Below are 26,172 nucleotides of genomic sequence, written 5' to 3' on the forward strand. Positions count from 1 at the left end.
CGAGTGTGGTCGCTTACTCGAGGTCGAAGCGGTCGAGCGTCATGACCTTGCTCCAGGCGGCGACGAAGTCCTCGACGAACTTCTCCTCGGCGTCGTCGGCGCCGTACACCTCTGCGACGGCGCGGAGCCGCGAGTTCGACCCGAAGATGAGGTCAGCACGGGTGGCCTGCCCCTCGACGTCGCCGGTGTCGCGGTCGACCACGTCGAAGGCGTCGTCCTCGCCTTCGACCGGGTCCCACGCCTTGTCCATACTGAGCAGGTTGACGAAGAACTCGTTGGACAGCGTCTCCGGGTCGTCGACGAACGCGTTCGCGTCGTCGCCGTAGGTTGCGTTCAGCGCGCGCATCCCGCCGGCGAGCACGGTCATCTCCTGCACGCTCAGGTTCAGCAGGTCCGCCTTGTCGACCAGCAGTTCCTCTGCCGGCAGGTCGGCCTCGTCGCTGCGGTAGTTGCGGAAGCCGTCCGCCTTGGGCTTGAGCGCCTCGAACGACTCGGCGTCGGTGTGCTCCTCGGTCGCGTCGACGCGACCGGGTTCGAACGGCACCTCGATATCGTGGCCGGCGGCCGCGGCCGCCTCCTCGACGGCGACGTTTCCGCCGAGGACGATGAGGTCCGCGACGGAGACGCGCACGTCGTCCGAGCGCGAGACGTTGAACTCCTCGCGAATCTCGCGGTAGGTGTCGAGCACGGTCGCCAGTTCGGCGGGCTCGTTCACCTCCCAGTCGCGCTGCGGGCGCAGGCGGACTCGTGCGCCGTTCGCACCGCCGCGCTTGTCGCTGTCGCGGTACGTCGACGCCGACGCCCACGCGGTCTTGGCCATCTGCGACACCGAGAGGTCGGACGCGCGTAAGTCTTCCTTCAGGTCGGCGACTGCCGCCGCATCGATCTGCTCGTAGTCGGGGTCCGGCAGCGGGTCCTGCCACAGCATCTCCTCGTCGGGCACCTCGGGACCGAGGAACCGCGACGGCGGGCCCATATCACGGTGGGTGAGTTTGTACCACGCCTTCGCGAACGCCATCCCGAACGCCATCGGGTTCTCCTGGAAGCGCTCGACGATCTCGCGGTACTGCGGGTCCTTCTTCAGGGCGATGTCAGTCGTGAGCATCATCGGCGTCTGCTCGCCCTCGTCGTGCGCCTTGGGAGCGTTCTCGACGGCGCCCTCCTCGGCCGGCGTCCACTGCCACGCGCCGCCGGGACCCTTGTGCGGCTCCCACTCGTACTCGAGCAGGTTGTCGAGGTAGCCCATATCCCACTCGATGGGGGAGGCCGTCCACGGCCCCTCGATACCGCTGGTGATGGTGTCGTCGCCTTTGCCCGTGCCGAAGTCGTTCTCCCAGCCGAGGCCCTGCGCCTCGATGGGTGCCGCCTCGGGTTCTGGTCCGAGGTGGTCGCCGTCGTCGGCGCCGTGGACCTTGCCGAACGTGTGGCCGCCGGCGATGAGCGCGACCGTCTGCTCGTCGTTCATCGCCATCCGGTCGAACGTCTGGCGGATGTTCTTCGCGGACGCCTCGGGGTCGGGCTGGCCGTCCGGCCCCTCGGGGTTGACGTAGATGAGCCCCATCACGGAGGCGCCGAGCCCCTCTTGGATGTTGCCGGGTTCGTCGAACCGCTCTTGCGCCTCGAACTCAGCTTCGGGGCCCCACCAGACGGAGTCGTCCGGCTGGTAGGCGTCCTCGCGCCCGCCGGCGAAGCCGAACGTCTGGAAGCCCATCGACTCCATCGCGACGTTGCCCGCGAGGATCATCAGGTCCGCCCACGAGAGGTTGCGGCCGTACTTCTGTTTCACCGGCCACAGCAGGCGTCGCGCCTTGTCGAGATTCGCGTTGTCCGGCCAACTGTTGACCGGTGCGAGTCGCTGGAAGCCACCGTCGGCGCCGCCGCGACCGTCACTGGAACGATAGGTGCCGGCGCTGTGCCACGCCATCCGGATGAACAGCGGACCATAGTGTCCGTAGTCGGCGGGCCACCACTCCTGGGACGTGGTCATCACGTCCTCGATGTCGTCTTTGACCTCCGCGAGGTCGAGCGACGTGAACGCCTCCGCGTAGTCGAAGTCGTCGCCCATCGGATCGGCCCGCTGGGCGTTCTGGTCGAGGATATCCAGTTCCAGTTGATTCGGCCACCAGTCCTGGTTGGACCTACTCATACCCGATCCTTGCGGCGTTTGGCTGATAAGATTGTCTAAAGCGGGGAGGAAGTCTTCACACGCTGCGAAGATATTTTTCTATTTTCACAAACCGTTGGTACACAGGTAGTGTTCAGACGGCGGCACGATAATTTGGTATCGCAAGATGCGGTGTATCACTTCGAGACCGCCCACACAGCAGCACCCAGCGCCGCTTCCCCGAGGCTTATCCCCCGAGCCTCGAATTCCGGTGGTATGGCGACGAAACTCCCCGAATCGGAGTTCGACGCGCGACTCGCAGAGGTACGCGGCCGCCTGGCCGACACCGACGCGGACGCGGCGACGTTCTTCACCGCGACGAGTATCGAGTACGTCTCCGGCTTCCACCACATCCAGACCGAGCGACCGGTCGTCCTCGCGGTCACGCAGGACCGAATGGAGGTCACTGTCCCCCGTCTGGAGGTCGAACGCGTCGAACCGAACCCCCGCATCGACGCCGTCCACCACTACTTCGACTACCCGCAGGGGGCACCGCTCGAGACGGCCGTCGAGATGCTGGCGGGGATGGGCGTCGAGTCGGTCGTCTCCGACGCCGACGGCGCGCCGGGCGTGATGGGGTACGAGGGCCCCGCGCTCTCGGAGTTCGTCGACGTGGAGAGTCAGTCGTGGGTCGACCGGATGCGCTGGGAGAAGACCGACGCCGAGGTGGACCTCGTGCGCGAGTCCGCGAAGTGGGCGAACCTCGCTCACCGCTATCTCGCCGACTACACCGAGGTCGGCGCACATCCCGTGACGGTCAGTCAGCAGGCAACGACCGACGCCTCGCGTGCGATGCTCGACACGCTGGGTGACCGCTATGCAGTTCGCACGCGCGGGAGCGGCCCCGTCCACGCGGGCTACATCTCGGGGTCTGAGACCGCCCTTCCGCACGGCCACACCCCTAACGAACGACTCTCGGAAGGTGACGTCCTCGTCACTGGAGCCTCTGCGAACATCGACGGCTACCACTCGGAACTGGAGCGGACGATGTTCGTCGGCGAACCGAGCGACGAACAGGTCCACTACTTCGAGTTGATGGTCGAAGCCCAGGACATCGCTATCGACGCCCTCGGCCCCGGCGCGTCTATCGCTGGCGTCGACGAGGCCGTCCACGACTACTTCGTCGAACAGGGCATCGAGGACACCGCCCAGCACCACGTCGGCCACAACATCGGCCTCGCAGGCCACGAACCCCCGTACATCGACCGCGGCTGGGACGACTACGACCACGTCGCGGAGGGCGACGAACTGATGGCACCCGGACAGATATACACCATCGAACCGGGCATCTACACCGACGACTTCGGCTACCGCCACTCCGACACCATCGCCATCACCGAGAACGGCACCGAGTGGCTGACGTTCTTCCCCCGCGACCTGGAGTCGAATATCATCCGCTGACCGCGTTTCGCTGGGGGTCGTTGTCGGGTCCGAACGCGTGACCGCTGTTTTTCGATCTCAGTCTGTGCTGCCCGCAACGTCACAACAGCATCGCCTGTCGACACGCCGGCCATCGACCTCGTGATAGCCAGTGTTGGCTGACGTTCGTCGGCACGAACGTGATGTTCGTGGCAGCGGAGCCGACGAGCGGGGGTGTATTCGTGCTGTGAACTGCCGTCTCGCGGACGAACAGGCGTCGCAGACGCTAACCTACTGGACGGTACCTGACGTGGCATACACGGTATAGCGCGATATAAAATCCGCATCTCGCCAGATCGGCAGGGCTGTTCCGGTCGCATCGCCCGTCGGAGCGTTCTTGCGTCGGCGGGCGCGAGCGACGGTAATGGCCGCTGTCTCCTTCGCGCTGTTCGGAACGCTCGTCGACGCCGACCTGCCGGCGGACCCCGCCGCCGCCGTCGGCGAGGAACTGCGTGCTCGCGGTGTGACGCTCCCCGACGACTGGCACGAGGCGTACCACGAGACGCACGTCGACGCGCCCGACGGCGCCGAAGTGCCGTTGCCAGCACACGTCAGTCGCGCACTCGTCTCCCGCGGCGTCGACGCCCCCGGCAACGCACCGCGTCGTGCGGTCGTCGCGGCGTTCGACCCCGAGGTACGGACGCGTACAGGAGCGGTCGAGGCCGTCGCGGCCGCCAGCGAACGTGGGCCAGTCGGCTTGTTGGTCAACTGCGCCGTCCCGGAACTCGTGGGACGAACACTCGTCAGGTCGGCCCTCTCGCGCGACGACTTCGACGCCATCGTCACGAGCGTCGCGTGCGGGTGGCGTAAGCCGGACGCACGGGCGTTCGAGCGTGTCGCCGACGCACTCGACGTGTCGCCCGAAGCCCTCACTCACGTCGGTTCGGACCCCGCAGTCGACGGCGCGGTTCGCGACGCAGGCGGGCGGTACGTCGACGCCAGCGAGTCGCTCCCGGAGGCGTGGCCGCCGTAGGTCCGCGGTCGCACCGACTACACGAATTGATACTCGCGCGAATACTATTTTACACTGGGATATTCTGGAAACTGTATGGCATCCAGCGGATCTCAGACGGACGTCGATACCGACGTCGACACCGCCGTAGACATCGACGAGCGGATCGACGAGGCAGACGATGACTTGAACGCGGACGCGGTAGATGCGCTGTCCGGACTACAGGCGGCCTCCGAGCAGGTCGCGAGTTCGACGACCGAGATCGCGGGCCTCGCAGGCCAGCAGTCAGACGACATGCGGACCGTGAGCGACGAGATGGCGAACCTGTCGGCGGCCGTCGAGGAGGTCGCGTCCTCGGCCGAGGAGGTTGCACAGGCGTCTAACGAAGCCGAGATCGCCGCCGAGGAGGGCGAGCGATCGGCCGCCGAGGCGATGGACGCGATCCGAGCGGTCGCCGACGCGGCCGACTCGATGACGACCGGGATTGAACGGATCAGCGACCGTATCGACGACATCGACGCGTTCGTCGACGTGATCGACGACATCGCCGAGCAGACGAACCTGCTGGCGCTCAACGCCAACATCGAGGCCGCCCGCGCGGGCAGTGAGGGCAACGGCTTCGCCGTCGTCGCGAACGAGGTGAAGGCGTTGGCCGAGGAGTCACAGGAGGAGGCGGAAGCCATCGAGTCGACCGTCGACGAGATCAAATCCGAGATGGACGAGGTCGTCGACGAGATCGAAGGCAGCAACGAGCGCATCGACCGCGGCGTCGCCCGGACAGAGGAGGCGATGGACCAACTGAGCGAGATATCTGACACCGTCTCGGAAGCATCGTCCGGCGTCAGCGAGGTGGCCCGCGCCACCGACGAACAGGCGGCGTCTGCCGAGGAGGTGTCGGCGATGGTCGAAGGCTCTGCGGAGAACGCCGACCAGATCGCAGCCGAGGCCGACGAGATCGCTGCCGCTGTCGAAGAACAGACGAGCGAGATCGGGACCGTCGTCGAGGAACTCCGCTAAGGCGTCACGCTCCGGTCACGAAGAACAGTAGTACCGAGATAGCGAGCGACGCGAGGATGACCGCCGCCGCGAGTGCGCCACCCATCGAGACGGCGGCGTTGGCGTGACTCGCGAGTGACTCCGTCCGGTCGTTCCCGAACACCGTCACTTCGGCGTGTTCTGTCGCCATCCCCGACTCCACAGGCTCCACGTCGTCGTCCGCGTCGGCGACGACGCCGGTGACGACGTCCGTGAGGTCGTCGTGGTCGATGACAGCACCCACCTGATTGTCCGCCTCGACCGTGTTGACGACGTGCGTGTCGGTTGTCATCACCTCCGCCTCGTCGACGCCGGTCGCGTCGACGACGGCGTCGACGAGGTGGCCGCGCAGACCCGGTTCCATATTGTTGCCGTCAACGAGGACGTACGCCGTCCGCTGGGGGTCGCCGTCGACCGTCACAGCCGTCACCATCGCGCGGACGCCGAGGGGGCCGATACCCTCCTCGGGCACCCAGTCGGTGCGCTCCCACGCCACGCCGATACCGAGGTCACCACGGGGCGCGACCGACAGTTGTTCGCCGGCGCGTTCGGCCGCGCGGATCATGTCGAACGACCGCGTCGATCCCGGCGTGACGTGGCCTAGGTCAGGACCGTCGAGGCCGTTGTTGGAGTTGTGCGCGTCCACCAGTAACACGTCGTCGAGACCGCTCGTCCGCGCTTCTGCGGCCGTCGAGAGGCCGACGGCGTACTCTACGTCGTCGGCGAACCCCGGTGCGAACGTCGACACCAAGAGCGCATCGTCGTCGAACCGCTGCCCGAGCAACGACGCCTCGCCCGCCTTCGCGCGGACGCTCTCGGTCGCGTCCGACGAGTACGTGATCTGGTCGTAGGCACGGTCGGCCGCCTCGATGACGGTGTCCACCTCGCGTTCGGTGACGAGGTTGAAGTCGTGACCGGCGGTCGCGTGCGGTGGGAACGCGAGGCCGTCAGTCGACCGTGCGACTCGAACGGGAAGGTTCCCGCCGCCGATTTCGCCCATCGGGCCGGGGTGGATCATCGGCAGGACCCATCGCGCCTTCTCGGTGCCGTCGGTCGACTGGAACGAGAGGACAGTGACGGGAACGACCGCCTCCTCGCCCAACTGCTCGAAAAAGTCCTCCAGTTCGCGGCTCCCCTCCGCGATGTGCCCGATGAAGCCGCGGAGGAAGTCGAGGACGGAGACACCGAGCGTGTTGCGCCACGGCCGGTCGACGACGTAGAGGAACGTCCACACGGCCGCGGCGTACAGGACAGACGTTGCCGCGAGGAGGAAGAAGTGGTCGGGGCTGATGGCCGACAACTCTGCTGGGGCCTCCGAGGGCCGCGCGAGATACGGCATCAAGAACGTGTCCAACAGCGGACCGCCCGCTTCCATCACGTGGAGCGTCCCGCTGTAGATGAACAGCAACACCGCCGCAGTCGCAGTCTGGAGGCTGGCGGGCACCGCCGCGACGAGCAACGACGACCGCGAGACGGCCATAATCACGAGGAGCCGAAACGCGAACACCGACGCCAGCGCAACGACGAGGACGTCGAAGACGAATCGCTGGCCGAGTGGGGTGAGGTACGCCACCAGTGCTCCGACGGTGAGGAAGCCGACGATGACGACCTCACACACCAGCGCCAACAGCGACGAGCGGTTGGGCGTGAGTTTCCCGCCGACGACGCGGTCGACCCACGCGGTGCCGAGGCCGGCGACGATGGTCGGGATGCCGATGAAGAACACGCCCTCCCACGCGTCGCGCCCGACAAACAGGACGCCACGCCACACCTCCGTCGCTTCGGGGCGCTCGAAGGCACCGACGCCCGCGACGGCGGCGAGGAGGAGGGCGAACGCGACCGACGTGTACCACGACGGGGCGCGGAAGATGAACCGCGACAACCCGGCGAGGTTGCTCTGGGTCGCAGTCATGTGCGTTGCCGATGGCGAACGAGGTCCGCACCTAAAAAGGAGGCGTACTCACTGTGGGAGTTGCTACCGTGAGTCGCAGACCGAGTTTCAGTTCCGAATCAGATTCACGGACAGTGGTTTTTCGAACGTAACCGAATAGTAAAAACCGCGTGACTGCGGCGAGAATCGGAGCGAAGTTCGACTACTCGCAGATGGCGACGAAGTTCTCGAACACTTCCTCGCCGCGTTCGGTGTGGCTGACCTCGGGGTGCCACTGGACGCCGTACAACTCGCGGTCGGGGTCGCTCATCGCCTCGACGCCGCAGACGTCGCTGTCGGCGGTGACGTGGAAGCCCTCCGGCGGTTCGACGACTTCGTCGGCGTGACTCGCCCAGGTGCGCGTCTCCGGTGCGAGCGACCCGACGAGTGGGTCGTCTTCGTCGATGATCCGGACATCGACGTCGGCGTAGCCGCCGTAGTCACCCGACTCGACGCGCCCGCCGAGTTCGTCGGCGATGAACTGGAGACCGAGACAGATGCCGAGGACCGGGACGCCCAACTCGAGGTACTCGCTACAGCGACCGACGCGGTCCATACTCGGCCCGCCCGAGAGGACGATGCCGTCGGCGTCGATGTCTGCAGGGTCGGTGTCGTTGTCGAGAATCTCCGTGTCGACGCCGAGGTCGCGAAGCGCCCGGCCTTCGAGGTGCGTGAACTGCCCGTGGTTGTCGATGACCACGATGCGCGGTTCGCTCATACCGCAGGTTGCGTGGACGTGGTGAAAAACGGCCCGCTTCGCGCCCGGGGATGCACAGACGTGTGTATCGGAGTAGGGTGTGCGAGCGAAAGCCCCAGCGACCGGCACTCACTCGTCGTCGTAGCGGTCGCGGGCCGTCGAGAAGCCGAGTTCGCCGAGTTCGTCGCCGCGTCGACTCTCGCGTTCGGCGACCGCCTCGGGGTCCGGACTCGCGTCGTCGTCAATGCGGGCGAACGACTTGTGGACCTTCGTGTGACACCACCGGCAGAGGCCGACCGTGATCTCGTGGGATTGCTTCCGATTCTCGCCGTCGTCGTGCGGTTTCGTTCCACTGGTTCGGTTCGTCGGATTCTCCCCATACGAGAGGTGGTGCGCTTCGATGAGTGGGCGGCGCTCGTCGTGTGCGATCCGAACCTCGTCGAGGCCGCAGCGAACGCACGTCTTGGCGTCGGTCGTCGACCGATAGTGCGGGCAGTCCCACCAGTCGACGTCCTCGTCGGCGACGACGCACTCGTAGTCCGCCCGGCGGCGTTCAGCCGCGAACTCCGGGTCGTCGCCGGCGCGGTCGAGGGCAAAGCGACAGCGGCCGTCGCCGGTCAGATGGTCACACCGCCCGGCGAACTCGTAAGGGTCGTCGACGCCGACTGGCGTCCCGTCGGGCGTCCGCTCCATACTCGAGGAGGGTGCGCCCGTCGGTAAAAAGGCTCACTCGCGCGGGACGCTGATGTCCTGCATATCGCCGCCGCAGTCGGGACACTCCCCCGGCGCGTGCGGCGCCTCGATGCGCGTGGAACAGTCGCGGCACTCGAAGGTGCGAACCGCTCCCGTGTGGTATGGATCGTCCTTCATACAGTATGATAACACGCCTCACAATTGTAAGCATATCGACCACGTAACACGACGGCTCCGATTCGTCGCGCAGTACGGTGGTTTTCTCAGGCGTCGCCGCGCTCGACGTCGGCAGTGAGCGCACGCAGACGGCTGACCCGGTCTGCGACCGACGGATGCGCACGCGTCTCGACGCGGAATCCGTTCAGGCCGTCGTGTTCCGTCGGCTTGGCGCGGGTGTCGCCGTGGCGAACACCCTTTCCGAACCCGCCGGGCAGGAGACAGAGGCCGTGGAGGCCAGCGTCCTGCCTAGCGTCGGTCTCGGGGCGGTCGTCGGCGTCGCCGAGGCGTTCGAGCAGCGTCGCTAGCGTCGCCGGCGACCCGGTGAGTCGGGCGGCCGCGCGGTCGGCGGCGAACTCGCGGGTCCGCGAGAGCGACCGCGCGAGGAACACCACCGGCGTCGCCGCGACGCCGAGCAACACCCCGCCGAGCAACACCATCGCGAGAACGAGCGCCAGGAACGCCCCGAGCGAGGTGAGCGACAGCGGTGCGCCCGGGAGCGACGGCGTCGCGAGCGCGTACAGGAGGATACCCCCGACGAGGGCGAGGGTGGGGCCCGCGCCGGACACCTCGTTGAGACCCAGGTCGCGCCACAGCGAGTAGTCGCCGTTGACGACCGCGGGGAGGAACGCCGCGACGGTCAACACCGCAGCGTCGTGGTTCTGGAGGTGTGCGAGTTCGTGCGCGAGGACGGCGTCGAGTTCGTCGTCGTCGCAGGCGTCGAGCAGGCCCGTGGAGACGACGACGGTGCCGCGGCCGCCGCCCGACAGCGAGCAACTGTTGGGCGTGTCGGCGTCGACGACTGCGAGCCGGGGCGTCGGCGCGTCGAGCGCACGGGCCAGTCGAGAGAGGCGGGCGTGGAGGTCCGGGTACGTCTCCTCGTCGACGAGGCGGGCGTCGTCACCGAGGACGTCCCGCCGGACGTACCACACTTGCGCGGCGACGGCGACCACGAGCACCGGGAGTGCGATCACGAACGGGGAGACGCCGAGCCACGGCGTGAGCAGCGCACCGGCGACGCCGGCGAACGCGCCTGTGACGAGGAGGGCGGCCACGCCGGTGGCGGCGGTGTGGAGGGCGAGCGAGCGGTCGACCATTTCGATCCAGACTGGTCCCCGAGAAAACATATACCTCCGGGTCTGTGTTCTGGACGAATGGGATACGACCCCGCTCGTGTCGCCCTCGCCCTCCTCGCCATCGCGGTCGTCGCCCTCTCGACGACGCTGTTCCCCGCCGCCGGACTCGGTTCGTACCCGGCGGCCGACCGCGGCGGCGGTGGCGGCGCGGCCGACCCCGTCCCCGTGACCGCGACGCCCTCGGTACCGTCGACGCCAACACCACAAGACAGCGCCGACGAATCGACCGCGACGCCGACGGCGACGCCGACAGCGACACCCACCGCCACGCCCGCGGCGGCGAGCAGTCCGCCGAGCGGTGGCTGGTTCGTCACCGGTATCGCCGAACTCGTGGGCGTGGTGTTCGCTCTCCTCGTCGTCGGCGGCGTCGGCGCGGTGCTTGTCACCGCCGGTGGGATGGCGTACGAGCGCACGACCCTCCCGTCCGGGCGGCTTCCGCGGATCCAAATTGCGGTACGAGCGGTTCCGCAGGCGACGATGGCGGTTCTCGTCGGCACGGGGTCGACCGCCGCCGCCGTCGCTGGGACGGTCGGGTCGATTGCTGGTGGCCTCACGTCCGGCGTGGGGAAGACGCTCGCCTCGATAGGCTCAGGCGTCGCCAGTACGCTGGCAATCGCCGGGAGCGGCGTCGGGTCGCTCTCGCTCCCGTCGCTGTCGCTGTCTGGGCTGTTCGGCGGCCTCGGACCGACGCCCGGGTCGGAGCGTCGACGCCCGACCGACGACGCTCGGGGCGAGGAGGTGACGCGACCGACCACTGCTGACCAGCCGGCCGAACCGTCGCCGCCTGAAACCGTCCGCGAGGCGTGGCGACGGCTCCGTGACTCGGTGCCAGGTGACGGGAAATCGTCGTGGACGCCGGGCCACCTCGCACGTCGCTCGGTCGACCGCGGCTACCCGTCTGACGCGGTCGCAACGCTCACGCGAGCGTTCCGTGGAACCCGGTACGGCGGGTGGCCGCCGGACGGCGAGCACCGCGACCGTGCGCTCGACGCGTACGACCGCCTGCGTGGGTGGCGAACTGGGGACGACGTGCCGAGCGACGATGCAGCGGACGACGGCGCTGATAACGTCGGAGACGACGGAGGTGACGACCGATGATCGACCTCGACGCCCGTGACGCACTCGCGGCTGTTGCGGTGTTCGCGACGGGCGGCGCAGTCGCGGTGCTGGCAGGAGTGCCTGTTGGGTCGGTGTCGGCGGTGCGGGCCAGTCAGTTGGCGGTGGTCGTCGGTCTCGCCGCCGTCGTCACCGCGGGGTGGCTCCTCCGCGACCGCCTCGTGTTACCGTCGCAGCGTCGCGGCCCGCGGGTCGGCGGCGACCCCCGAGGCCCGTGGGACGACCCGCTGGTTCGCCCGGAACCCGAGCGCGTCGAACTCGGGGCGGAGCGGCCACTCGGCGCGGCCATCACCGTCGCCGCCGAGGACGACGACCTACTGACCGCCGAACACGGTCCCGGGAAACGCATCGCCCGCGTCCGCGCACAGCGGCGACTGCGCGACGCGGTCGAGCGAGAACTCGTCGCCGTCGAGGGCTGTTCAGACCGCGAGGCGGCCGAGCGCGTGGAATCGGGAGCCTGGACCGACGACGACCGCGCGGCGGCGTTCCTCGCGGAGGGGCCGCCGCCGTCGCTCCCACCGCTGGTGCGCCTGCGTGACTGGCTCGCGGGGAAGCGGACGGCCCGCGGCGTCCACGCGGCGGTGGGAGAACTCGAACGACTGGCCGAGCGTGACCGATCGAGCGTCGGGCACGACGAGTCCGGTCGGCCGACCCGACGGGCGACGACCGGCGAGTGGTCGAACGCGTCCGAGGCATCCGGCGAAGGCGACGCGGAAGGTTCGGACGACGACGGACAGACCACCGAACCACCCGAACGAGAGCGGGTGTACCCCAAGCCGCGGTCGGAGGTGTCGCGATGAGCGTCCGAACGCGGTCGCGGTGGGTTCCGGGCCTGCTCGTGGCGCTGGTGTGTGCCGTGAGCGGCGTCGCCCTCGCCGACCCGGTCGTGTTCCTCGCGTCCGGCGTCGGCCTCGCGTTCGTCGCGTACGGCGCGGTCGCGGGCGACCCCAGCCCCGAGTCGCTCGTCGTCGAACGGTCGATCGACGAGGTGGAACCACGCGCGGGCGATGCCGTCTCCGTCACCGTCGAGGCGACGAACGTCGGGCAGGGCTACCTCCCGGACGTGCGCGTGGTCGACGGCGTCCCCGACGGCGTCGCCGTCGTCGACGGGTCGCCGCGGGCGGGCGGCGTGCTCGCACCTGGTGAGTCGCTGGAGGCGACCTACTCGGTGTCGGCCCGGCGCGGCACCCACGCGTTCGGCGAGGCGGTTGCCGTCGCGCGGAGTATCACCGGCGCGAGCGAACTCCGCGAGACGGCTGGCGGCGACGAGACCATCCGGGTTCGCTCGGGCGGCGATGCGGTGCCCCTACGCGAGCAGACCGAGGCCGCCGTCGGGCGTGTCGAGACGGACGAAGCCGGCGAGGGCGTCGCCTTCCACTCCGTGCGGGCGTACCAGCAGGGCGACCCCGTCAAACGGGTCGACTGGCGACGCTTCGCCCGAACCGGGGAACTGTCGACCGTCGAGTACCGCGAGGAACGAGCGGCGACGGTCGTCCTCGTCGTCGACGCACGCGAGGAGAGTCGTCGCGTCCGACGGGCGGGCGAGTCCGACACCGGTCGACTGAGCCGCGACGCGGCCGTCGAACTCGCGCGGGAACTGCTCTCGCGCAACGACGCCGTCGGCGTCGCCATCTGGGGGGAGGAGGGCGGCTACCTCCCACCGAGTCGCGACCGCGAGGTAGCAGGCCGCGCCATCGAGCGACTACTGGAGACGCCGACCGAGATTCCGTCGGAACTCGACCTCCGCATCCGGGGGCTGTGGGACCCGAACACGCTCACGCGGCACCTGCCGACGAACGCGCAGGTCGTGTGCTGCACGCCGCTGGCCGACGACCGACCCGTCGAGGCCGCTGAGACCTGGGTCGCCAACGGTCACGCCGTGACCGTCGTCTCGCCAGATCCCACGGGCGACACCCACGGCGGGCGCGTCGCCGCCCGCGAGCGTCGCCACCGGGCGCGAGAACTCCGCGGGTTCGGCGCACGGGTGGCCGACTGGTCGCCCGACGAACCGCTGGCGACTGCGGTCGAACGCGCGGGGGTGCGGTGGCAATGACCGCTCCCGTTCGCCCGCCGGAGTCGTCGCCGTCACCGACCGGGAGCGGCATCGCGTTCGCTTCCCTCGTCGTCGCTGGCGTCTCGCTGGCGGCGTCGGTCGATCCGGTCGTCGCGGCGAGCGTCGTCGTCTCGGCAGTCGGCGGCGGCCTGCTGTGGGCGTCGCTGCGCGGCCTCCGTGGAGACGCCCGGTCGACCGCGCTCGGCGGCGTCGGTGTTGCCGTCGCGACGTTTCTCCTGCCGGGCGGCCCGGCGCTGCTGCTGGCGCTGGGCGGCGGCTACGCCGCGTCCGCACTCGTGGCGTGTAGCGCCGTCGCGTTCCTCCTCGTCGCCTGTGAGGGTGCTGTCGGCCTCCGAACGGCGGCGACGACGCTTCGCACGCCGCTCGCAGTCGCGGCGGCCGCGCCCATCGCGACGCTGGTGGTGCTCGCACCCACGATGTCGCTGGGCGGAGCGGCGCTCAACTCGGTGGCCGTCGCCTTCGGTCGACTGCTCGGCGGGTCGCTCGTCGTCGTCATCGTCGTCCTCCAGGTCGCCGGACTGGCGGCCGCGCTGTTGCTCCCGCACGCGACTGCGACGCTGGAGCGACTGCTCGGACCAGACCGCTATCAGCCGCCTGCGGTCGTCCGCGCCGCCGCGCTCCGCCCGACCGACGTGCCGAAGTGGTACTGGGTCGCGCTGTTGGCGCAGGCCGCGTTCGCACCCGGAATTCGAGTCCCCGCAGTCACGGTACTGTACACGGTTCCGACCGTCGGCCCGATGTTCCGCGTACTCCTTGACGGCGGCCTACTCGCGGGAAGCGCGATGCTCGTCGCTGGCAGCCTCGCGCTGGTCGTCCTCGGCGGGATGGTGCAGTCGGCCGTCGTCCGCGCCGTCGGCGAAGACCCCGCACAGCGAGTGCTGACGGCCGCGCCAGCGGTGCTCGGCGTGGCGACACTGCTCGTCACGGCGCTCGTGGAGGCGGTCGGCGCGGGCGGGCCGACGCTCGCGGGCACCGGCATCAGCCTCGCGTACACGGGCTGGCTGTTCGTCGCTGGTGCACCCATCGCCGCATTCGTGACGGTGCAGGTCGTCGCGACGCTGACCGGCGACGCCGCCTTCGACGGCCTCGTCCCCGACCACGGCCCCGGGTTCGCGCTCGCGGCCACCGCGGGGGTCGGGGCTGCTGTCGCCGGGAGCGTCGCGGGCGCGAACCCGATAGCGGTCGTCGGAGCCGTCGCCCTCGCACTCGTCGCGTGGGGAACGGGCGAACACGCCGCCGGCCTCGGCAGGCAACTGGGGAGAGACGCCGACACGACGACCGTCGAGTACGTCCGCGCGACGGGACTCCTCGCGGTCGGTGCGGCCGCGACGCTCGGCTGTGCGGCGCTGGCGTATCTCGGTCCACCGCTGTCGGTCGGTGGCGACCGGGCGCTCGTGGCACTCGCGTTCCTCTTGGTAGCACTGGTGACACTCACCGCGCGACTCGGGTTCGCCACCGAGTGACTGACGACCCGTCCAAGGGGTACGTTCATACGGTCGGGCGATGCACCACCTGTCGTGCGACTGATCCACCGCTCGGGTGCCATCCATCCCGAGGAGGGTGAGCCGACGGCCCCCCGAGCGCACGTGTTGGCCTCGGAGGTAGAGGTGGCCGACTCGGTGTTCTCACAGATGCGTGGGCTGATGTTCCGCCGCTCGATTCCCGACGACTACGGCCTCCTGTTTAGCTTCGACACCGCGGAGTCGCGGAGCCTCCACATGCTGTTCGTCCCGTTCCCCATCGACGCAATCTGGCTGGTCGACGGCGAGGTGACGAAGGTGAAGCGCCTGCGCCCGTGGGTCGGTCTCGGCTGGGGAACCGCAGACACCATCATCGAACTCCCCGCGGGCGCGGCCGACGAGGTCGAACCGGGCGACAAAATCGAAGTCGAATCATAGCCGAAGCGTAGCCGAACCCGACCGGCGACGCAGTCGGCGGGTAGCGTTATGTCGAATCCCCACGTAGCCGACAGTATGCGCCGGGCGACGCTCGCAGGAGCACTCCTCGCCGGGAAAGGTCTCGACGCCGTCTCGACGGTCGTCGTCCTCCACCTCTCAGACTCCGTCCGCGAGTCAGTGCCGCTGTCGCGGGCGCTGATGGCGTGGTTCGGCCCCGTCGGCGGGATGGCACTCCTCACAGTCATCACGCTGGTCGTCGTCGGCCTCCTCGCGGAGTCGGGCGTCATCATCGACCGCCTCGCCGACGGCGACACCCCCGACTGGTACGTCCCTCGCCTCCGCGCAACCGTGTACCTCGGCTGTGCGACGTGGTTCGGTCTGATCGGCCTGTGGAACTTCTCACACCTCTTGTAGCCTGTCACGTCGCCAGCGGCCCGCTGTCACGGTTCCTGAGGTATTTATCGGATGCGACCCTACCGACGGTCGTGAGCTACGTCGTCGAGGTGAAACCGTCCGCCCGGAAGGCCAACGCCGCCGTCGGCCACGCCGTCCTCCACGAGGGCGTCCGCCGCGAGTTCGGCGACCGCTCGGCGGCGGAGGCGTGGGCCGACGGCCTCTCGACGGGCGCAGACCGGCCGGTGTGGATCCACGCCGCCCACCCCGCCGACCGCAGCGACGTGGACGGCTATCTCGTCTCCCGCCAGCGGCAACTCCTCAACCTCGACGGCGCGTACGACAAGCGCCGCCGTCGCCTCCGCGGCGACGAGGGCAGCACGCCCGGCACGCTCGAAGCCTACACCGACGGCGGAGAGTAGATCCGAGCGAGGATCGATACGAGCATAAAACGCTTGCGCGGTCGGATTCCAACGTGACGCACAACCGAGCAGTCCTTACCACGGATCCGGACGAACGACTGGACGAGATGGTAGCAACTGGCGACGACGCGCCGACGTTCACCGCGACGTACAAGGGCAGCGACCACGAGACGTTCGACCTCGCGGAGCACCTCGGGGACGGGCCCGTCGTGCTCGCGTTCTTCCCGGGGGCGTTCACGCCGCCGTGTTCCAACGAGATGGTGGCGTTGCAGGAGCACCACGACCGCTTCGCTGACGCGGGCGCGACGCTGTTCGGCGTCAGCGCCGACTCGGCGTTCTCGCTGGGCGCGTTCGCAGATACGTACGACCTGGAGTTCGACCTCGTCAGCGACATGCCCGGCGACGCCATCGAAGCGTACGGCCTGACGATGGACATCCCCGACCTGGGGCTGTACGACGTCGCCAACCGCGCGGTGTTCGTCGTCGACAGCGACGGGCAGGTGACGTACTCGTGGGTCGCCGACGACCCGACGAACGAACCCGACTACGAGGACCTGATCGAGGCGGCCGCGTCGGCGTAACCGGGCGTCCCGCGCAGGGCGGCGCTACACCGACGACTGAAGCCGGGGCGTATCGCTCAGCAGGCGCGTGAGAGGAGACGTGCGGGCGTATGGAGCAGCCACACCGACAGGTGCGCTGGTGACGAGATAGTCAGTCGCCGCGCTCCGACTGGTCTTAGCCGGGGTCGCGAGCGGTCAACAACCCTTCTGCCATCAGTCGCCGAGCGATCACGACGAGTCCGTTCTCGAACCCGTCGCCGAAGACTGCTCGTTCCTCGTGGGTGTCTGGCACGATCGAACTCACGAGGATCGTCCCGCGGTCGACCAGAAGGAGTCGGCCGATCGCCGTGTCGTCGTCGCTGGGCTCCGCGGCCTGGAGCCACCCCAGCCCGGACGTGAACGTCGTGGCCGCCGGCACGGCCGCCTCGATTCGCTCTCGAAGTGGCTCGGTAAGCGCGCCGATGAGCACGTCGACCCCGCCACCGACGTCGTTGAGGGTGGCGACGAGGTCATCGGTCAGCAGTGACTCGTCGCCCACTACCAAGACGACTTCCTCCGTCGCTTGCTCGACGAGTTGGTTCGTCCGGTTTTTGATCGCGCCGCGTCCGAACATCGACCACACCTCCTGAACGGGGGTGTCCTCGGCCTCGTCGATCACCTCGATCGAGTCCAGCGCACGGTGGAGACGGTCGATTCGGTCCTCGTACTGGTCGCGCAGGGTGTCGGTCGCCTCCTCGAGTGGAACCGCCCGGAACTGCTGCGGACTCGAGTGCTGTATCTCGACCAGGCCGTGTGCCTCCAGCACTCGGATGGCGTCGTACACCCGCGTCCGGGGGACCTCCGTCATCTCGCTCAGTCGCTTTGCTGTTCCCGTGTGGAGGCGGGACAAGCCGACGAAACATCGCGCCTCGTACTCCTTCAAGCCGAGTTGCTGGAGGACCTCGATTGCGTCCTCCAAACTATCTGTTGTATCCATCTGTCCCAACCTCCCGGGGGCGTCCCCAGTGAGTCCCTTGAGAATTCGCGCCAGTACGGATAGGTATTGTCACTCAATCAGTGACTCTGTGTGAACGTTCGAAGCAGATCAACGTAGTAGCGACCGTTAGCTCCGATCTTCGGGCGCAATGACGAATGTTGTTGTGAGTTTTTGCGTGACAATATTGCAGAGTCGGTCAGCAGTCAGAGAAAGTCAGCTGTACGAAAGTTTGTAGAGTCACTCAATTAATCACAAAACAGATTTACACACAGACCACTAGCCGTTACATCAGCACAGCGTTCAGTTCTGTGTTCCGCCCACCGTGCTGCCGTGTGCCGGCCTGCCCCGCTCCGTGGCTGGGGTCACGACGGCTGGAGTCCCCTGATCGATGAACAACGAGACAGACGACGACCCACAGTCCGTCGCCATCCACCAACTCGAACGATTCGGGTTGAGTGGCTACGCCGCGCGGACGTTCGTGGCGCTGGCCAGCCTCGGCACGGGGACGGCCAGAGACGTCAGCGAGGCGTCGGCAGTCCCGCGGACGCGGGTGTACGACGCGGTCGACGAGTTACACGACCGCGGACTCGTCGACGTCCTCCAATCGTCGCCCAAGGAGTTCTGGGCCATCTCCGCCGAGACCGCGAGTCGGACGTTCGAGCGCGAACTCCAACACCGCACGGACCGCCTGCAAACGGCGCTTCGCGAACTCGAACCCGCCGAACGGCGGACCGAACAGCGCGGCGTCTGGACGGTAACCGGGGAGCCTGCAGTCACGGAACGGGTCGTGGACTGCTTCGACAGCGCGGAGGAGGAAATCGTGTACATGACCGTCGAGGACCTCCTCACCGAGGATCTGGTCGAGGCGTTGAGCGAGGCCGCACGGCGAGGCGTTTCGATCAAACTCGGCGGGGTGTCGACCGAGGTTCAAGAGCGCGTGCAAGACGAGATTCCCGGCGCGACGATGTTCGAGTCGCTGTGGGTCTGGTCGGACACGTCCGCAGGACGCCTGCTGATGGTCGACGGGCGAAAGACGCTCGTGAGTGCGCTCGTCAACGGTGCTGACGCGAGTCCGACCGATCCGCGGTCGGAGACCGCCATCTGGGGCGAGGGCGACACGAACAGTCTGGTCGTGGTGCTGAAAGCGATCTTCACCTGGCGACTCGACGAGACCGAGTCGGCGTAAGAGATCGGGCCACCACCGTCAGGGACTCGCTACCGACACTCCTCCGGGAAGTGAATCGAGCAGCGTTTCGACTTGTTCGTCGGGGTGATAGCGGACATCCCCGTTTCTGTGGTCGAGCTCGATGACACCGTACTCGGTGAGTTTCGGCAAGTGCGTGTGTCGGAGTTGTACAGCGAGTGTCTCGTGGGTCTGAGGGTGGCCGTTCTCGAACGTAGACCCGCCGTCGTGCAACACGTCGACGAGTTCTTCGAACGTCATCGACCCGGTAGCCTCCTGACGAAGGTGGTGGATGACCTGCCGTCGGGTGTGGTCGGCGACGAGTCGAAGACAGTCATCGAGAGCGGTTGTCACACCGTACTACACGATTCATACTATCTTCAATTGTATCGATATTTATCTGTGAAAGTTTTTTGATTATGTGGGTCACAATCGGGGGACGTGTCTGTTCTCGCTCCCGTGGGGGCTGAGTTGTCGGCAGTCGGTAGAATCCGACGGCGGGGGACTGTCGAGGCGGTCGCGTCGGCGTACCCCGAGGGAGAGCGGAAGCGGACACAAGACACTTTCCTGACGCACGTGGGCAGTCGGTGTGCTCCGACCAGAGACGCGAACTGCCAGTATCGCCGCTCTCGCGGCGTTTTTGCTGGTCTTCGGCGGGTTGACCGCCCACCGCGTGTTCGACGTCGGCCTCCCGACAGCCATCCAGTCCGCCCTCGTGTGGACCGGCGCGGCGGTGGTTGTCACGGCCGTCGCGACGATTTCGTATCGCGAATGGCGATTTATCGACTGCTGGATCGTCGCACTCGGGCCGACGCTCGGGTTTACCGTGAACCTCTTCGAGCCGTTCACCTCACCCACCGGTGCGACCGTCGCTCTCTCGGTGTACGCAACGGTTACGGCCGCTGTCGTCGCGTCGGTGCTGGCGCTCGTCGGATACACGATCGGGGCGAGCGTCGAAGGAGTCGTGGAGGTCGACGACCGGAATTAGGCGTCAAACGAGAGACGCCAGCGGCGACACGAGTGCGAGCACACGAGGTGCTCGCCGTGAGGTGTCGCCGGAAAAGCGCCGAGGGAGAGATTTGAACACGGTCGTTTCGCTCGCATTCGCTCGCTCACTCCCTGCTCAAATCTCACCGGAAGTACTGCCACGCCGGCGCGGTTCCTCGCGGTTCGCGACGCTCACCGCTCGTCACGTTGCGCCTCCTGAGAACGCCGAGGGAGAGATTTGAACTCCCGAGTCCGAATGGACAGCAGATTTCGAATCTGCCGCCTTGGCCAGGCTAGGCTACCTCGGCTCATTCCTACGTCCGGTGGTTAGCCTGTAAACCGTTTCGGTTCGGTACCTGCGTGTCAACGGATCGCGAGGATAACCCCGAGACTTATTCCGCGGCGGGCGTGCGCGTGTGGTATGGACGTTCCCGACGCGAGCGCGGCCTGTTCGGACGTGCTCGACACCCTCCGCTCCGCGATCATTGCCGAAGACGCCTTCTTCGAGGACATCCTCATCGGCCTGCTCTCACGGGGCCACGTCCTCATCGAGGACGTCCCAGGCACGGGCAAGACGCTCACCGCGCGGTCGATGGCGACGGCACTCGGCCTGTCGTTCTCGCGCGTGCAGTTCACGCCCGACCTCCTCCCCTCTGACGTGACCGGAACGACGGTGTACGACGAGGGCACCGGCGAGTTCGAGTTCAGTGAGGGCCCCATCTTCGCGAACGTCGTCCTCGCCGACGAGATCAACCGCGCTCCGCCGAAGACGCAGGCGGCGCTACTGGAGGCGATGGAAGAAGAGCAGGTGACCGTCGACGGCACCACCTACGAACTGCCAGACCCGTTCTTCCTCATCGCGACGCAAAATCCGGTCGAGCAGGCGGGGAACTTCCCGCTACCGGAGGCGCAACTCGACCGCTTCGCGGTGAAGACGTCGATGGGCTACCCCGACCTCGACGGTGAGATCGAACTCCTCCGTCGTCGCGCGGGGCGCGTCGAACAAGACCCGAGCGTCGACCGCGTCCTCGACGAACGGCGGGTGAAGGGAACGCGGGAGGCCCCCGAGTCCGTCCGCGTCCACGACGACCTGTTGGAGTACATCGCCCGGATCACCCGCGCGACCCGGGAGGACCGCCGCGTCGAGGTCGGCGTCTCCCCGCGTGGCACGCAACGCCTGTTCGAGGCGACGCGGTCGGCGGCGACGCTCGCGGGCCGGGAGTTCGTCACGCCCGACGACGTGAAGCGGGTCGCCGCGCCCGTCCTCGCACACCGCCTCGTCCTCACGCCGGACGCGAAGGTCGACGACGTGGCGAAAGCCGACGTGTTGCAGGCAGTCCTCGACCGCGTCGAGGTGCCCACCGTCCAGAACGCGGAAGTCGAAGCCGACGACTGACTGATGCCCAACGCGGTCGGAGCCGTGGACTGATCCGATCGCGGCCAGTCGTCAGTCGGCGGAGTGCTCACCGAACCGCACTCACCAGCGCAATCGCCCCGACCAACAGGAACACCAGCGCGACGACTGGCTGTCCCCCCGCGGCCGCGGAGTAGACGCCGAACGTCACCGCACCAGCGACCGCGCCGACCGACACCGACCCCGCCGCGTGCGTCACGAGGTTGCGCGTCACGTCGGTTCCGCGCCCCAACTGCTCGCCCAGTCCGACGGCGTGTTCGCCCAGGTCCCACGACAGTGCGGCCGCGATGCCGCCGACGAGCAGCGGTCCCGCCCCTGCGCCTGCGAGGCCCCCAGCGACGAGGACGCCGACACAGAGCGTGATCGACCCGATGCCTAGCAAGCGTCGCGACCCTGCGAGGCTGCCGACCGCGACGAACACGGTTGCCACAGCCGCGAGGCCGCCGCCGGTCGGCGACACGAGCGTGAGCGCCGCCGTGCCGACGGCCGCCGCCAGTCCGGCCATCGCGACGCCCAACCGAGGCGGCTTTCGCGTGACGGTCACGTCGACCACCGCGCCGAAGCGCGTGCCAGTTCGGTCGCCAGCGGTTCGTCTCCCCAGTCGAGGACGCGCAGGCCCGCCGAGCGAAGTCGCGAGACGCGGTTCGCCCGCTCGATGCGGGCGAGGCGGTGGCCCGTCGTGTCGTCTGCAGTCGGGTCCGGCGAGACGACCGTCACCGCGTGGCCGTACGCGTCGAGTCGACGGGCGACCGTCACCGCGTAGTCGTCGACCAGCGGCGAGCAGAAGATGACCTGCGCGTCCGAGGGGAGCCACCGCCGAAAGCGACGCACCCACGAGGTGGCGAGGAAGCGCTCGTCGCTGGGCGTCGGTGCCAGCGCGGGGTGGGTCGCGAGCAGTTCGCGGGCGCGGGCGGCGTGGTCGTCGCCGACGCCGGGTTCGAGCCAACAGTCGCCCGGCCCGAACGCCGCGATGCCGACGCGGTCGCCCGTGTCGAGCAGCGCCGGCACCGCCTGTGAGGCGGCCTCGACGCTCCGCTCGACGGCGTTCGGCGACTCGGGGTTCGGCCCCCGATACGCCTCCTCGCGGGCGTCGATACAGACGACGACCGTCGCCGCTCGCTCCTCGCGGAACTCCGAGGTGGACAGTTCACCCGTTCGGGCGTATCGCGCCCAGTTGATCCGCTTTGCGGGGTCGCCGTGGCGGTACTCGCGGGTAGAGTGAAACTCCAACCCCGACCCGCCGACGTCGGTGGGGACCCGTCCCGAATAGACGGTCGTCAGCCCCCGAAGCGGGAGCGACCCCGACGCCTCCAGTTCCGGCGCACACCGGAGCGTCGTCGTCCCAGTGGCGTCGAGGCGGGCGTCGCGTTCACGCGACCCGCTGGGGTTGCGTGCGATGACGTGGACGGGGTCCCAGTCGTGTGCGCCCCGCACCGCCGTCACGGTGTACTGCACCGCCGCGGTCCGCCCGGGACGAAGCGCCGTCCCGAGGCGGGCGGGTTGCTCCGTCGCCAGCGCCGCGGGCACGCCGTCGATGAGGCGCAGGTCCGGCAACACGCCGTCGCCGTCGTTGCGGACGCGAAGCGTCACAGTCACCTCGTCGCCGGGGTCGGGCGAGGCGTCGGACACCTCCCGTTCGAGCGTCACGTCGAGTTCGGGTGCGGCGTCACCACGGGCGTAGGCGGCGAACGCGACGCCGAGCGCTCCCACGAGCACCAGCGGCGGGTGACGCAGGAGGACCCCGATACCGACCGGGACGAGTGCGAGCGCGGCCATCCCTGCCCATCGACCCGTCGGAACGACACCGCGGGGTCGGATCGCCTCCAGCGGGTCGACGTTGCGACCGTTCGCGCCGCTAGCGCCGTTCTCGTGGGGGCGACCGCTCATCGGCGCACCTCCTCGAGCGTGTCACGGACGGCGTCAATTCGCTGTCTCCCCGCCGCACGTGCCGCCTCGACGGCGTGGCGAGCGGTCGTGCGGCGGCCCGTTCCGTATCGGTCGGAGGTGTCGTCGTCGCGTCCGGGGCGGTCCTGGTCGCGAGCGGCCGCCAGTGCGTCGACCGACCGACGGACGCCGAATCGAAACTCCACGTCGGAGCCGATAAGACTCCGCACGCGTGCCGCGGGCGGCGGGGGCACGTCGGTTCCGAGGAACCACCCTGCGACTGGGTCGTCAGTCCACGTCCCGCCGTCGACGGCGGCCTCGACTTCGTCGGCAGTGTAGTCGCCGCGCGAGCGAAGCGTCTCGGCGGCGACCCGGTGGAGGTGGCGGTGAAACTCTCGGCGGCGCTTGATGCTGGATCGGGAGAGTCCCTTCGCGGAGACGAGTTCGTCGTCCTCGTCGCCGGGGACGGGCACCTCGTAGCGGTCCTCGGGGTCGCCCGTCTCGCTTGCACGAGCGTCGGTCGACCGCGCGTCGTTGGCGTAGCGAATCCCCTGAACCAGCGCGAGGACGCCCGCACCGGTGACGAACACGTACGTCAGGTCGAACAGGCCCGCGATGCCTCGTTGGACGACGACGACGAACCCGAACACGACGGCGACCGCGCCGACGATGGCGGTCGCCCTCATCGGGTGTCACCCCAGCGCGGCCCTCGGTCGCGGCCCGACTCGTCTGTGTCGTCGTCGCCGAGGCCGTCACCCGCGTACGCCGCCTCGATCCGGCGGAGTGCGTTGATGGCCTCGCGTTCACGCTCGGAAGTCGCGGGTTCGCCGCCGTAGCGAACCGCCTCGAACACGTCCGTCAGGGCCGTCACGTCCTCGCGGTCCATCCCGGCGTCGACGGCGGCAGCAGCGAACTCGGCAGGCGTCGTCGAGTGAGGGTTCTCTACCGGGAGGGCGGCGGTCATCTCGCGCCACGCGCGGTACACCTCGTTGTCGAGGTCGGCGTCTGACTCCAGTCGGTCGGCCGCCTGGCCCGCCCGGACGCCGACCTCGTGGCGGACTTCCGCTTGTGGTGGCTCCGGCGGGTCGTCGGCGAGCATCTCGTCGTCGTCGCCCGTCGAGACGAACAACAGGAGGACGCTCCCGATAATCGCGACGACAAGCAACAGGCCAACCAACAGCGTCGGCGTCGAAACAGCCTCACCGGCCGCGTTCGACCCCGATGACCCGCCGCCACCGGGTAGGAATGTCGCGTTTTCCGACATCGAGTCGCCGATGCCGAGTGCCAGTTGTGACGGGTCGGAGCCACACGAGATGAGGACCAAGTACAACACGCCCAGCGGGAACAGCGCCGAGGCGACGAACATCCCGCTGATGAGCCACGACTCAGTCGTGCGGTACATCGCGAGGAGGAAGCCGGCGACGCCGAGGAGCAACACGGCCTGCACGAGCGGTCTGGTGAGGAACTCGACGCACACGCGCAGCGACAGGCGAGCTTCACCAGACGGCTCGTCGCCGCCGAGGTCGAGCATCCCGTCGTCGTCCTGGCCGACGCCGGCGTCGTCGGGCACCGTGCCCGCGCCGAAGCCGCCGCTCGGAGTCGTCGTCGTCGCCGAGTCCAAGGTGGCGGCAGCGACGCCCAAGGCGAGCACCGCGAGGAGGGCAAGCGCCGCAGTGGCCAGCGTTCGTCTATCCACGTGTGGGTCGGTAACGCGGGCCTGGTGTCAAAGGTTTCGACAGGATGGGGGACCCGTCGCCGTCCAGTGATCCGGAGAGGCCGATCAAAGGATGTTGACGTAACCAACACACATATATATGAATAGTAGCGAGCGAGTATCAGTAGATGTCAGAGGGGGTGCAGGGCACGCAGACCGCTCACGGAATCGGGGGACAAACAGAGCGGTGTGAGTCGTTTCGACACCTCCACGCCGCGACTCGTCGGATGATGAGCGCCGAGTCGGCGAGTGCGGTCGCCGCAGTCGCGGTCGAGGCGGGGAGAGACGTCTTAGGCTTCGAATTGAACGGCGTCCGACTCGTCAGGCAACGGCCGACGCGACTCGTCCCCGTGGCGTACGACGACGGCGTCGTGGACGTTGCCGGCGACCTGGGTGAGTACCGCCACGGAGAGTGCGTCCACTGGGACGCCCTCGACGCCGGCGAACCCGTCGTGTATCAAGACCTGAGTGAACTCGACGCCGACGGCGACCTCTCGGGTGAGGGGAGTATGCTGGTGTGTCCGCTCGGCGACCACGGCGTTCTCACGGTGGGGACGCTCGACGAGAACGCCATCGACGACGAGGCCGTCGCCGCCGCACAGGTGCTCGCAACGAACACCGAGGCGGCGTTGGACCGGGCCGAGCGTGAGCGACGCCTCCAACGAGAGCGTGAGCGTCTCGACCGCTTCGCGGGCATCGTCGCCCACGAGTTCCGCAACCCCGTCACTATCGCAGCGGGCCACCTCGAAGTGGCCGAAGACAAGCACGTGGGCGAGGCCGACCCGCACATCGACGTGAGTAAGCGGGCCGTCGATCGGATGGACCGCCTCATCGACAGCCTCCTCGAGATGGTCACCGGCGGCGAGTACATCGACGAGACCGAACAGGTGTCGGTCACGGCGCTTGCACAGGACGTGTGGGCGGTGTCGCCGTCGCTGCACGGACGGCTTCACTGCCCCGACCCCGTCACGGTCGAGGCAGACCCCCACCGACTTCGGACGGTCCTCGAAAATCTCCTCGGGAACGCTGTCGCCAACGCGGCGTCGGACGTGACTGTCACCGTCGGGACGCTCGACGACCGCGCGGGCTTTTTTGTCGCCGACGACGGCCCCGGGTTCGACCCACTCGCTCCCGACCGACTGTTCGAGTACGGTGCGACGGCCGACGCCGAGGGGACGGGTCTGGGCCTCGCCATCGTCCGCGACGTCGCGGAGGCACACGGCTGGCGCGTTCGGGCGACGCTCGCGGACGACGGCGGCGCACGCGTGGAGTTCCACACCGACCCGAACTACGGCGAGTAGCGACCCGG

At 68.4% G+C, this 26,172-nt stretch carries 27 protein-coding genes and 1 tRNA gene; 15 read left to right on the forward strand and 13 right to left on the reverse strand.

The genetic code is table 11. The features are described 5' to 3' along the window. Positions 1-13: 13 nt before the first annotated feature. A complete protein-coding gene (gene katG, locus P0D77_RS15255) occupies positions 14-2,146 on the reverse strand; it encodes a catalase/peroxidase HPI (protein WP_277553973.1) in 2,133 nt (710 codons plus the stop codon). A 234-nt stretch (positions 2,147-2,380) separates the two neighbouring features. Between katG and P0D77_RS15260 the strand changes: the two genes are divergently transcribed. From P0D77_RS15260 to P0D77_RS15270, 3 genes are all read left to right on the forward strand, one after another. Next, on the forward strand, positions 2,381-3,565 hold the full coding sequence (locus P0D77_RS15260; protein WP_277553974.1) for a M24 family metallopeptidase: 1,185 nt from the start codon (positions 2,381-2,383) through the stop codon (positions 3,563-3,565). Between the two features lie 382 nt (positions 3,566-3,947). Further along, positions 3,948-4,556 carry an HAD family hydrolase gene (locus P0D77_RS15265; protein WP_277553975.1) on the forward strand — a complete coding sequence of 203 codons (609 nt, stop codon included), beginning with the start codon at positions 3,948-3,950 and terminating at the stop codon, positions 4,554-4,556. Between the two features lie 75 nt (positions 4,557-4,631). Further along, a complete protein-coding gene (locus P0D77_RS15270; protein WP_277553976.1) occupies positions 4,632-5,552 on the forward strand; it encodes a methyl-accepting chemotaxis protein in 921 nt (306 codons plus the stop codon). Between the two features lie 4 nt (positions 5,553-5,556). Here P0D77_RS15270 and P0D77_RS15275 read toward each other — a convergent pair whose 3' ends face one another. From P0D77_RS15275 to P0D77_RS15295, 5 genes are all read right to left on the reverse strand, one after another. After that, positions 5,557-7,482: a DUF2070 family protein gene (locus tag P0D77_RS15275; RefSeq protein WP_277553977.1), complete on the reverse strand. Its 1,926-nt coding sequence runs from the start codon at positions 7,480-7,482 to the stop codon at positions 5,557-5,559. Positions 7,483-7,663: 181 nt separating this feature from the next. Then, positions 7,664-8,218 carry a GMP synthase subunit A gene (locus tag P0D77_RS15280; protein ID WP_277553978.1) on the reverse strand — a complete coding sequence of 185 codons (555 nt, stop codon included), beginning with the start codon at positions 8,216-8,218 and terminating at the stop codon, positions 7,664-7,666. Positions 8,219-8,326: 108 nt separating this feature from the next. Next, complete coding sequence (locus P0D77_RS15285; protein WP_277553979.1) at positions 8,327-8,890, reverse strand: DUF7097 family protein; 564 nt, start codon at positions 8,888-8,890, stop codon at positions 8,327-8,329. Between the two features lie 33 nt (positions 8,891-8,923). Further along, positions 8,924-9,067 carry a rubrerythrin-like domain-containing protein gene (locus tag P0D77_RS15290; protein ID WP_277553980.1) on the reverse strand — a complete coding sequence of 48 codons (144 nt, stop codon included), beginning with the start codon at positions 9,065-9,067 and terminating at the stop codon, positions 8,924-8,926. An 86-nt stretch (positions 9,068-9,153) separates the two neighbouring features. Next, positions 9,154-10,203 carry a M48 family metalloprotease gene (locus tag P0D77_RS15295; RefSeq protein ID WP_277553981.1) on the reverse strand — a complete coding sequence of 350 codons (1,050 nt, stop codon included), beginning with the start codon at positions 10,201-10,203 and terminating at the stop codon, positions 9,154-9,156. Between the two features lie 57 nt (positions 10,204-10,260). On the opposite strand from P0D77_RS15295, the gene P0D77_RS15300 reads away from it, so the two are divergent. From P0D77_RS15300 to P0D77_RS15335, 8 genes are all read left to right on the forward strand, one after another. Next, positions 10,261-11,340: a DUF4129 domain-containing protein gene (locus P0D77_RS15300; RefSeq protein WP_277553982.1), complete on the forward strand. Its 1,080-nt coding sequence runs from the start codon at positions 10,261-10,263 to the stop codon at positions 11,338-11,340. Then, positions 11,337-12,158, forward strand: coding sequence for a DUF7269 family protein (locus P0D77_RS15305; protein WP_277553983.1), 822 nt, complete (start codon positions 11,337-11,339; stop codon positions 12,156-12,158). Before P0D77_RS15300 ends, P0D77_RS15305 begins: the two co-directional genes overlap by 4 nt. Beyond that, positions 12,155-13,411: a DUF58 domain-containing protein gene (locus P0D77_RS15310; protein ID WP_277553984.1), complete on the forward strand. Its 1,257-nt coding sequence runs from the start codon at positions 12,155-12,157 to the stop codon at positions 13,409-13,411. Before P0D77_RS15305 ends, P0D77_RS15310 begins: the two co-directional genes overlap by 4 nt. Beyond that, positions 13,408-14,895, forward strand: coding sequence for a DUF7519 family protein (locus P0D77_RS15315; protein WP_277553985.1), 1,488 nt, complete (start codon positions 13,408-13,410; stop codon positions 14,893-14,895). Before P0D77_RS15310 ends, P0D77_RS15315 begins: the two co-directional genes overlap by 4 nt. A gap of 54 nt (positions 14,896-14,949) precedes the next feature. After that, positions 14,950-15,330: a DUF192 domain-containing protein gene (locus P0D77_RS15320; RefSeq protein ID WP_432764815.1), complete on the forward strand. Its 381-nt coding sequence runs from the start codon at positions 14,950-14,952 to the stop codon at positions 15,328-15,330. Between the two features lie 75 nt (positions 15,331-15,405). Next, complete coding sequence (locus P0D77_RS15325) at positions 15,406-15,744, forward strand: hypothetical protein (RefSeq protein WP_277553986.1); 339 nt, start codon at positions 15,406-15,408, stop codon at positions 15,742-15,744. Positions 15,745-15,815: 71 nt separating this feature from the next. Then, positions 15,816-16,145 carry a DUF8081 domain-containing protein gene (locus P0D77_RS15330; RefSeq protein ID WP_277553987.1) on the forward strand — a complete coding sequence of 110 codons (330 nt, stop codon included), beginning with the start codon at positions 15,816-15,818 and terminating at the stop codon, positions 16,143-16,145. Positions 16,146-16,252: 107 nt separating this feature from the next. Continuing rightward, on the forward strand, positions 16,253-16,726 hold the full coding sequence (locus P0D77_RS15335) for a redoxin domain-containing protein (RefSeq protein ID WP_277553988.1): 474 nt from the start codon (positions 16,253-16,255) through the stop codon (positions 16,724-16,726). A 154-nt stretch (positions 16,727-16,880) separates the two neighbouring features. Here P0D77_RS15335 and P0D77_RS15340 read toward each other — a convergent pair whose 3' ends face one another. After that, the gene (locus P0D77_RS15340) at positions 16,881-17,681 is read right to left on the reverse strand and encodes a TrmB family transcriptional regulator (protein ID WP_277553989.1); all 801 of its coding nucleotides are present in this window, start codon (positions 17,679-17,681) and stop codon (positions 16,881-16,883) included. A gap of 388 nt (positions 17,682-18,069) precedes the next feature. Here P0D77_RS15340 and P0D77_RS15345 point away from each other — a divergent pair, with 388 nt between their 5' ends. Then, on the forward strand, positions 18,070-18,867 hold the full coding sequence (locus P0D77_RS15345) for a TrmB family transcriptional regulator (protein WP_277553990.1): 798 nt from the start codon (positions 18,070-18,072) through the stop codon (positions 18,865-18,867). An 18-nt stretch (positions 18,868-18,885) separates the two neighbouring features. Here the strand turns inward: P0D77_RS15345 and P0D77_RS15350 are convergent, their stop codons facing one another. After that, on the reverse strand, positions 18,886-19,218 hold the full coding sequence (locus P0D77_RS15350; RefSeq protein ID WP_277553991.1) for a DUF7344 domain-containing protein: 333 nt from the start codon (positions 19,216-19,218) through the stop codon (positions 18,886-18,888). 235 nt (positions 19,219-19,453) lie between these two features. On the opposite strand from P0D77_RS15350, the gene P0D77_RS15355 reads away from it, so the two are divergent. Then, positions 19,454-19,852, forward strand: coding sequence for a hypothetical protein (locus P0D77_RS15355; protein ID WP_277553994.1), 399 nt, complete (start codon positions 19,454-19,456; stop codon positions 19,850-19,852). A 222-nt stretch (positions 19,853-20,074) separates the two neighbouring features. On the opposite strand, the gene P0D77_RS15360 is transcribed toward P0D77_RS15355, so the two are convergent. Next, positions 20,075-20,159: transfer RNA gene (locus P0D77_RS15360), tRNA-Ser, on the reverse strand. A gap of 113 nt (positions 20,160-20,272) precedes the next feature. Here P0D77_RS15360 and P0D77_RS15365 point away from each other — a divergent pair. After that, positions 20,273-21,247 (forward strand): AAA family ATPase, encoded by a 975-nt coding sequence (locus tag P0D77_RS15365; protein WP_277553995.1) that lies wholly within the window; start codon positions 20,273-20,275, stop codon positions 21,245-21,247. 67 nt (positions 21,248-21,314) lie between these two features. On the opposite strand, the gene P0D77_RS15370 is transcribed toward P0D77_RS15365, so the two are convergent. From P0D77_RS15370 to P0D77_RS15385, 4 genes are read right to left on the reverse strand one after another with little or no spacing between them, the layout of a single operon-like run. After that, positions 21,315-21,809: a DUF7519 family protein gene (locus P0D77_RS15370; protein WP_277553996.1), complete on the reverse strand. Its 495-nt coding sequence runs from the start codon at positions 21,807-21,809 to the stop codon at positions 21,315-21,317. After that, a complete protein-coding gene (locus P0D77_RS15375; RefSeq protein WP_432764816.1) occupies positions 21,806-23,152 on the reverse strand; it encodes a DUF58 domain-containing protein in 1,347 nt (448 codons plus the stop codon). Before P0D77_RS15375 ends, P0D77_RS15370 begins: the two co-directional genes overlap by 4 nt. Next, the gene (locus P0D77_RS15380) at positions 23,149-23,835 is read right to left on the reverse strand and encodes a DUF7269 family protein (RefSeq protein WP_277553997.1); all 687 of its coding nucleotides are present in this window, start codon (positions 23,833-23,835) and stop codon (positions 23,149-23,151) included. Before P0D77_RS15380 ends, P0D77_RS15375 begins: the two co-directional genes overlap by 4 nt. After that, complete coding sequence (locus P0D77_RS15385) at positions 23,832-24,845, reverse strand: DUF4129 domain-containing protein (protein WP_277553998.1); 1,014 nt, start codon at positions 24,843-24,845, stop codon at positions 23,832-23,834. Before P0D77_RS15385 ends, P0D77_RS15380 begins: the two co-directional genes overlap by 4 nt. A gap of 146 nt (positions 24,846-24,991) precedes the next feature. On the opposite strand from P0D77_RS15385, the gene P0D77_RS15390 reads away from it, so the two are divergent. Further along, on the forward strand, positions 24,992-26,164 hold the full coding sequence (locus P0D77_RS15390; RefSeq protein WP_277553999.1) for a sensor histidine kinase: 1,173 nt from the start codon (positions 24,992-24,994) through the stop codon (positions 26,162-26,164). The last annotated feature ends 8 nt before the right edge of the window (positions 26,165-26,172 follow it).

This window comes from Halobaculum limi (assembly GCF_029490015.1).
In the GTDB taxonomy this organism is placed as follows: Archaea; Halobacteriota; Halobacteria; order Halobacteriales; family Haloferacaceae; genus Halobaculum; species Halobaculum limi.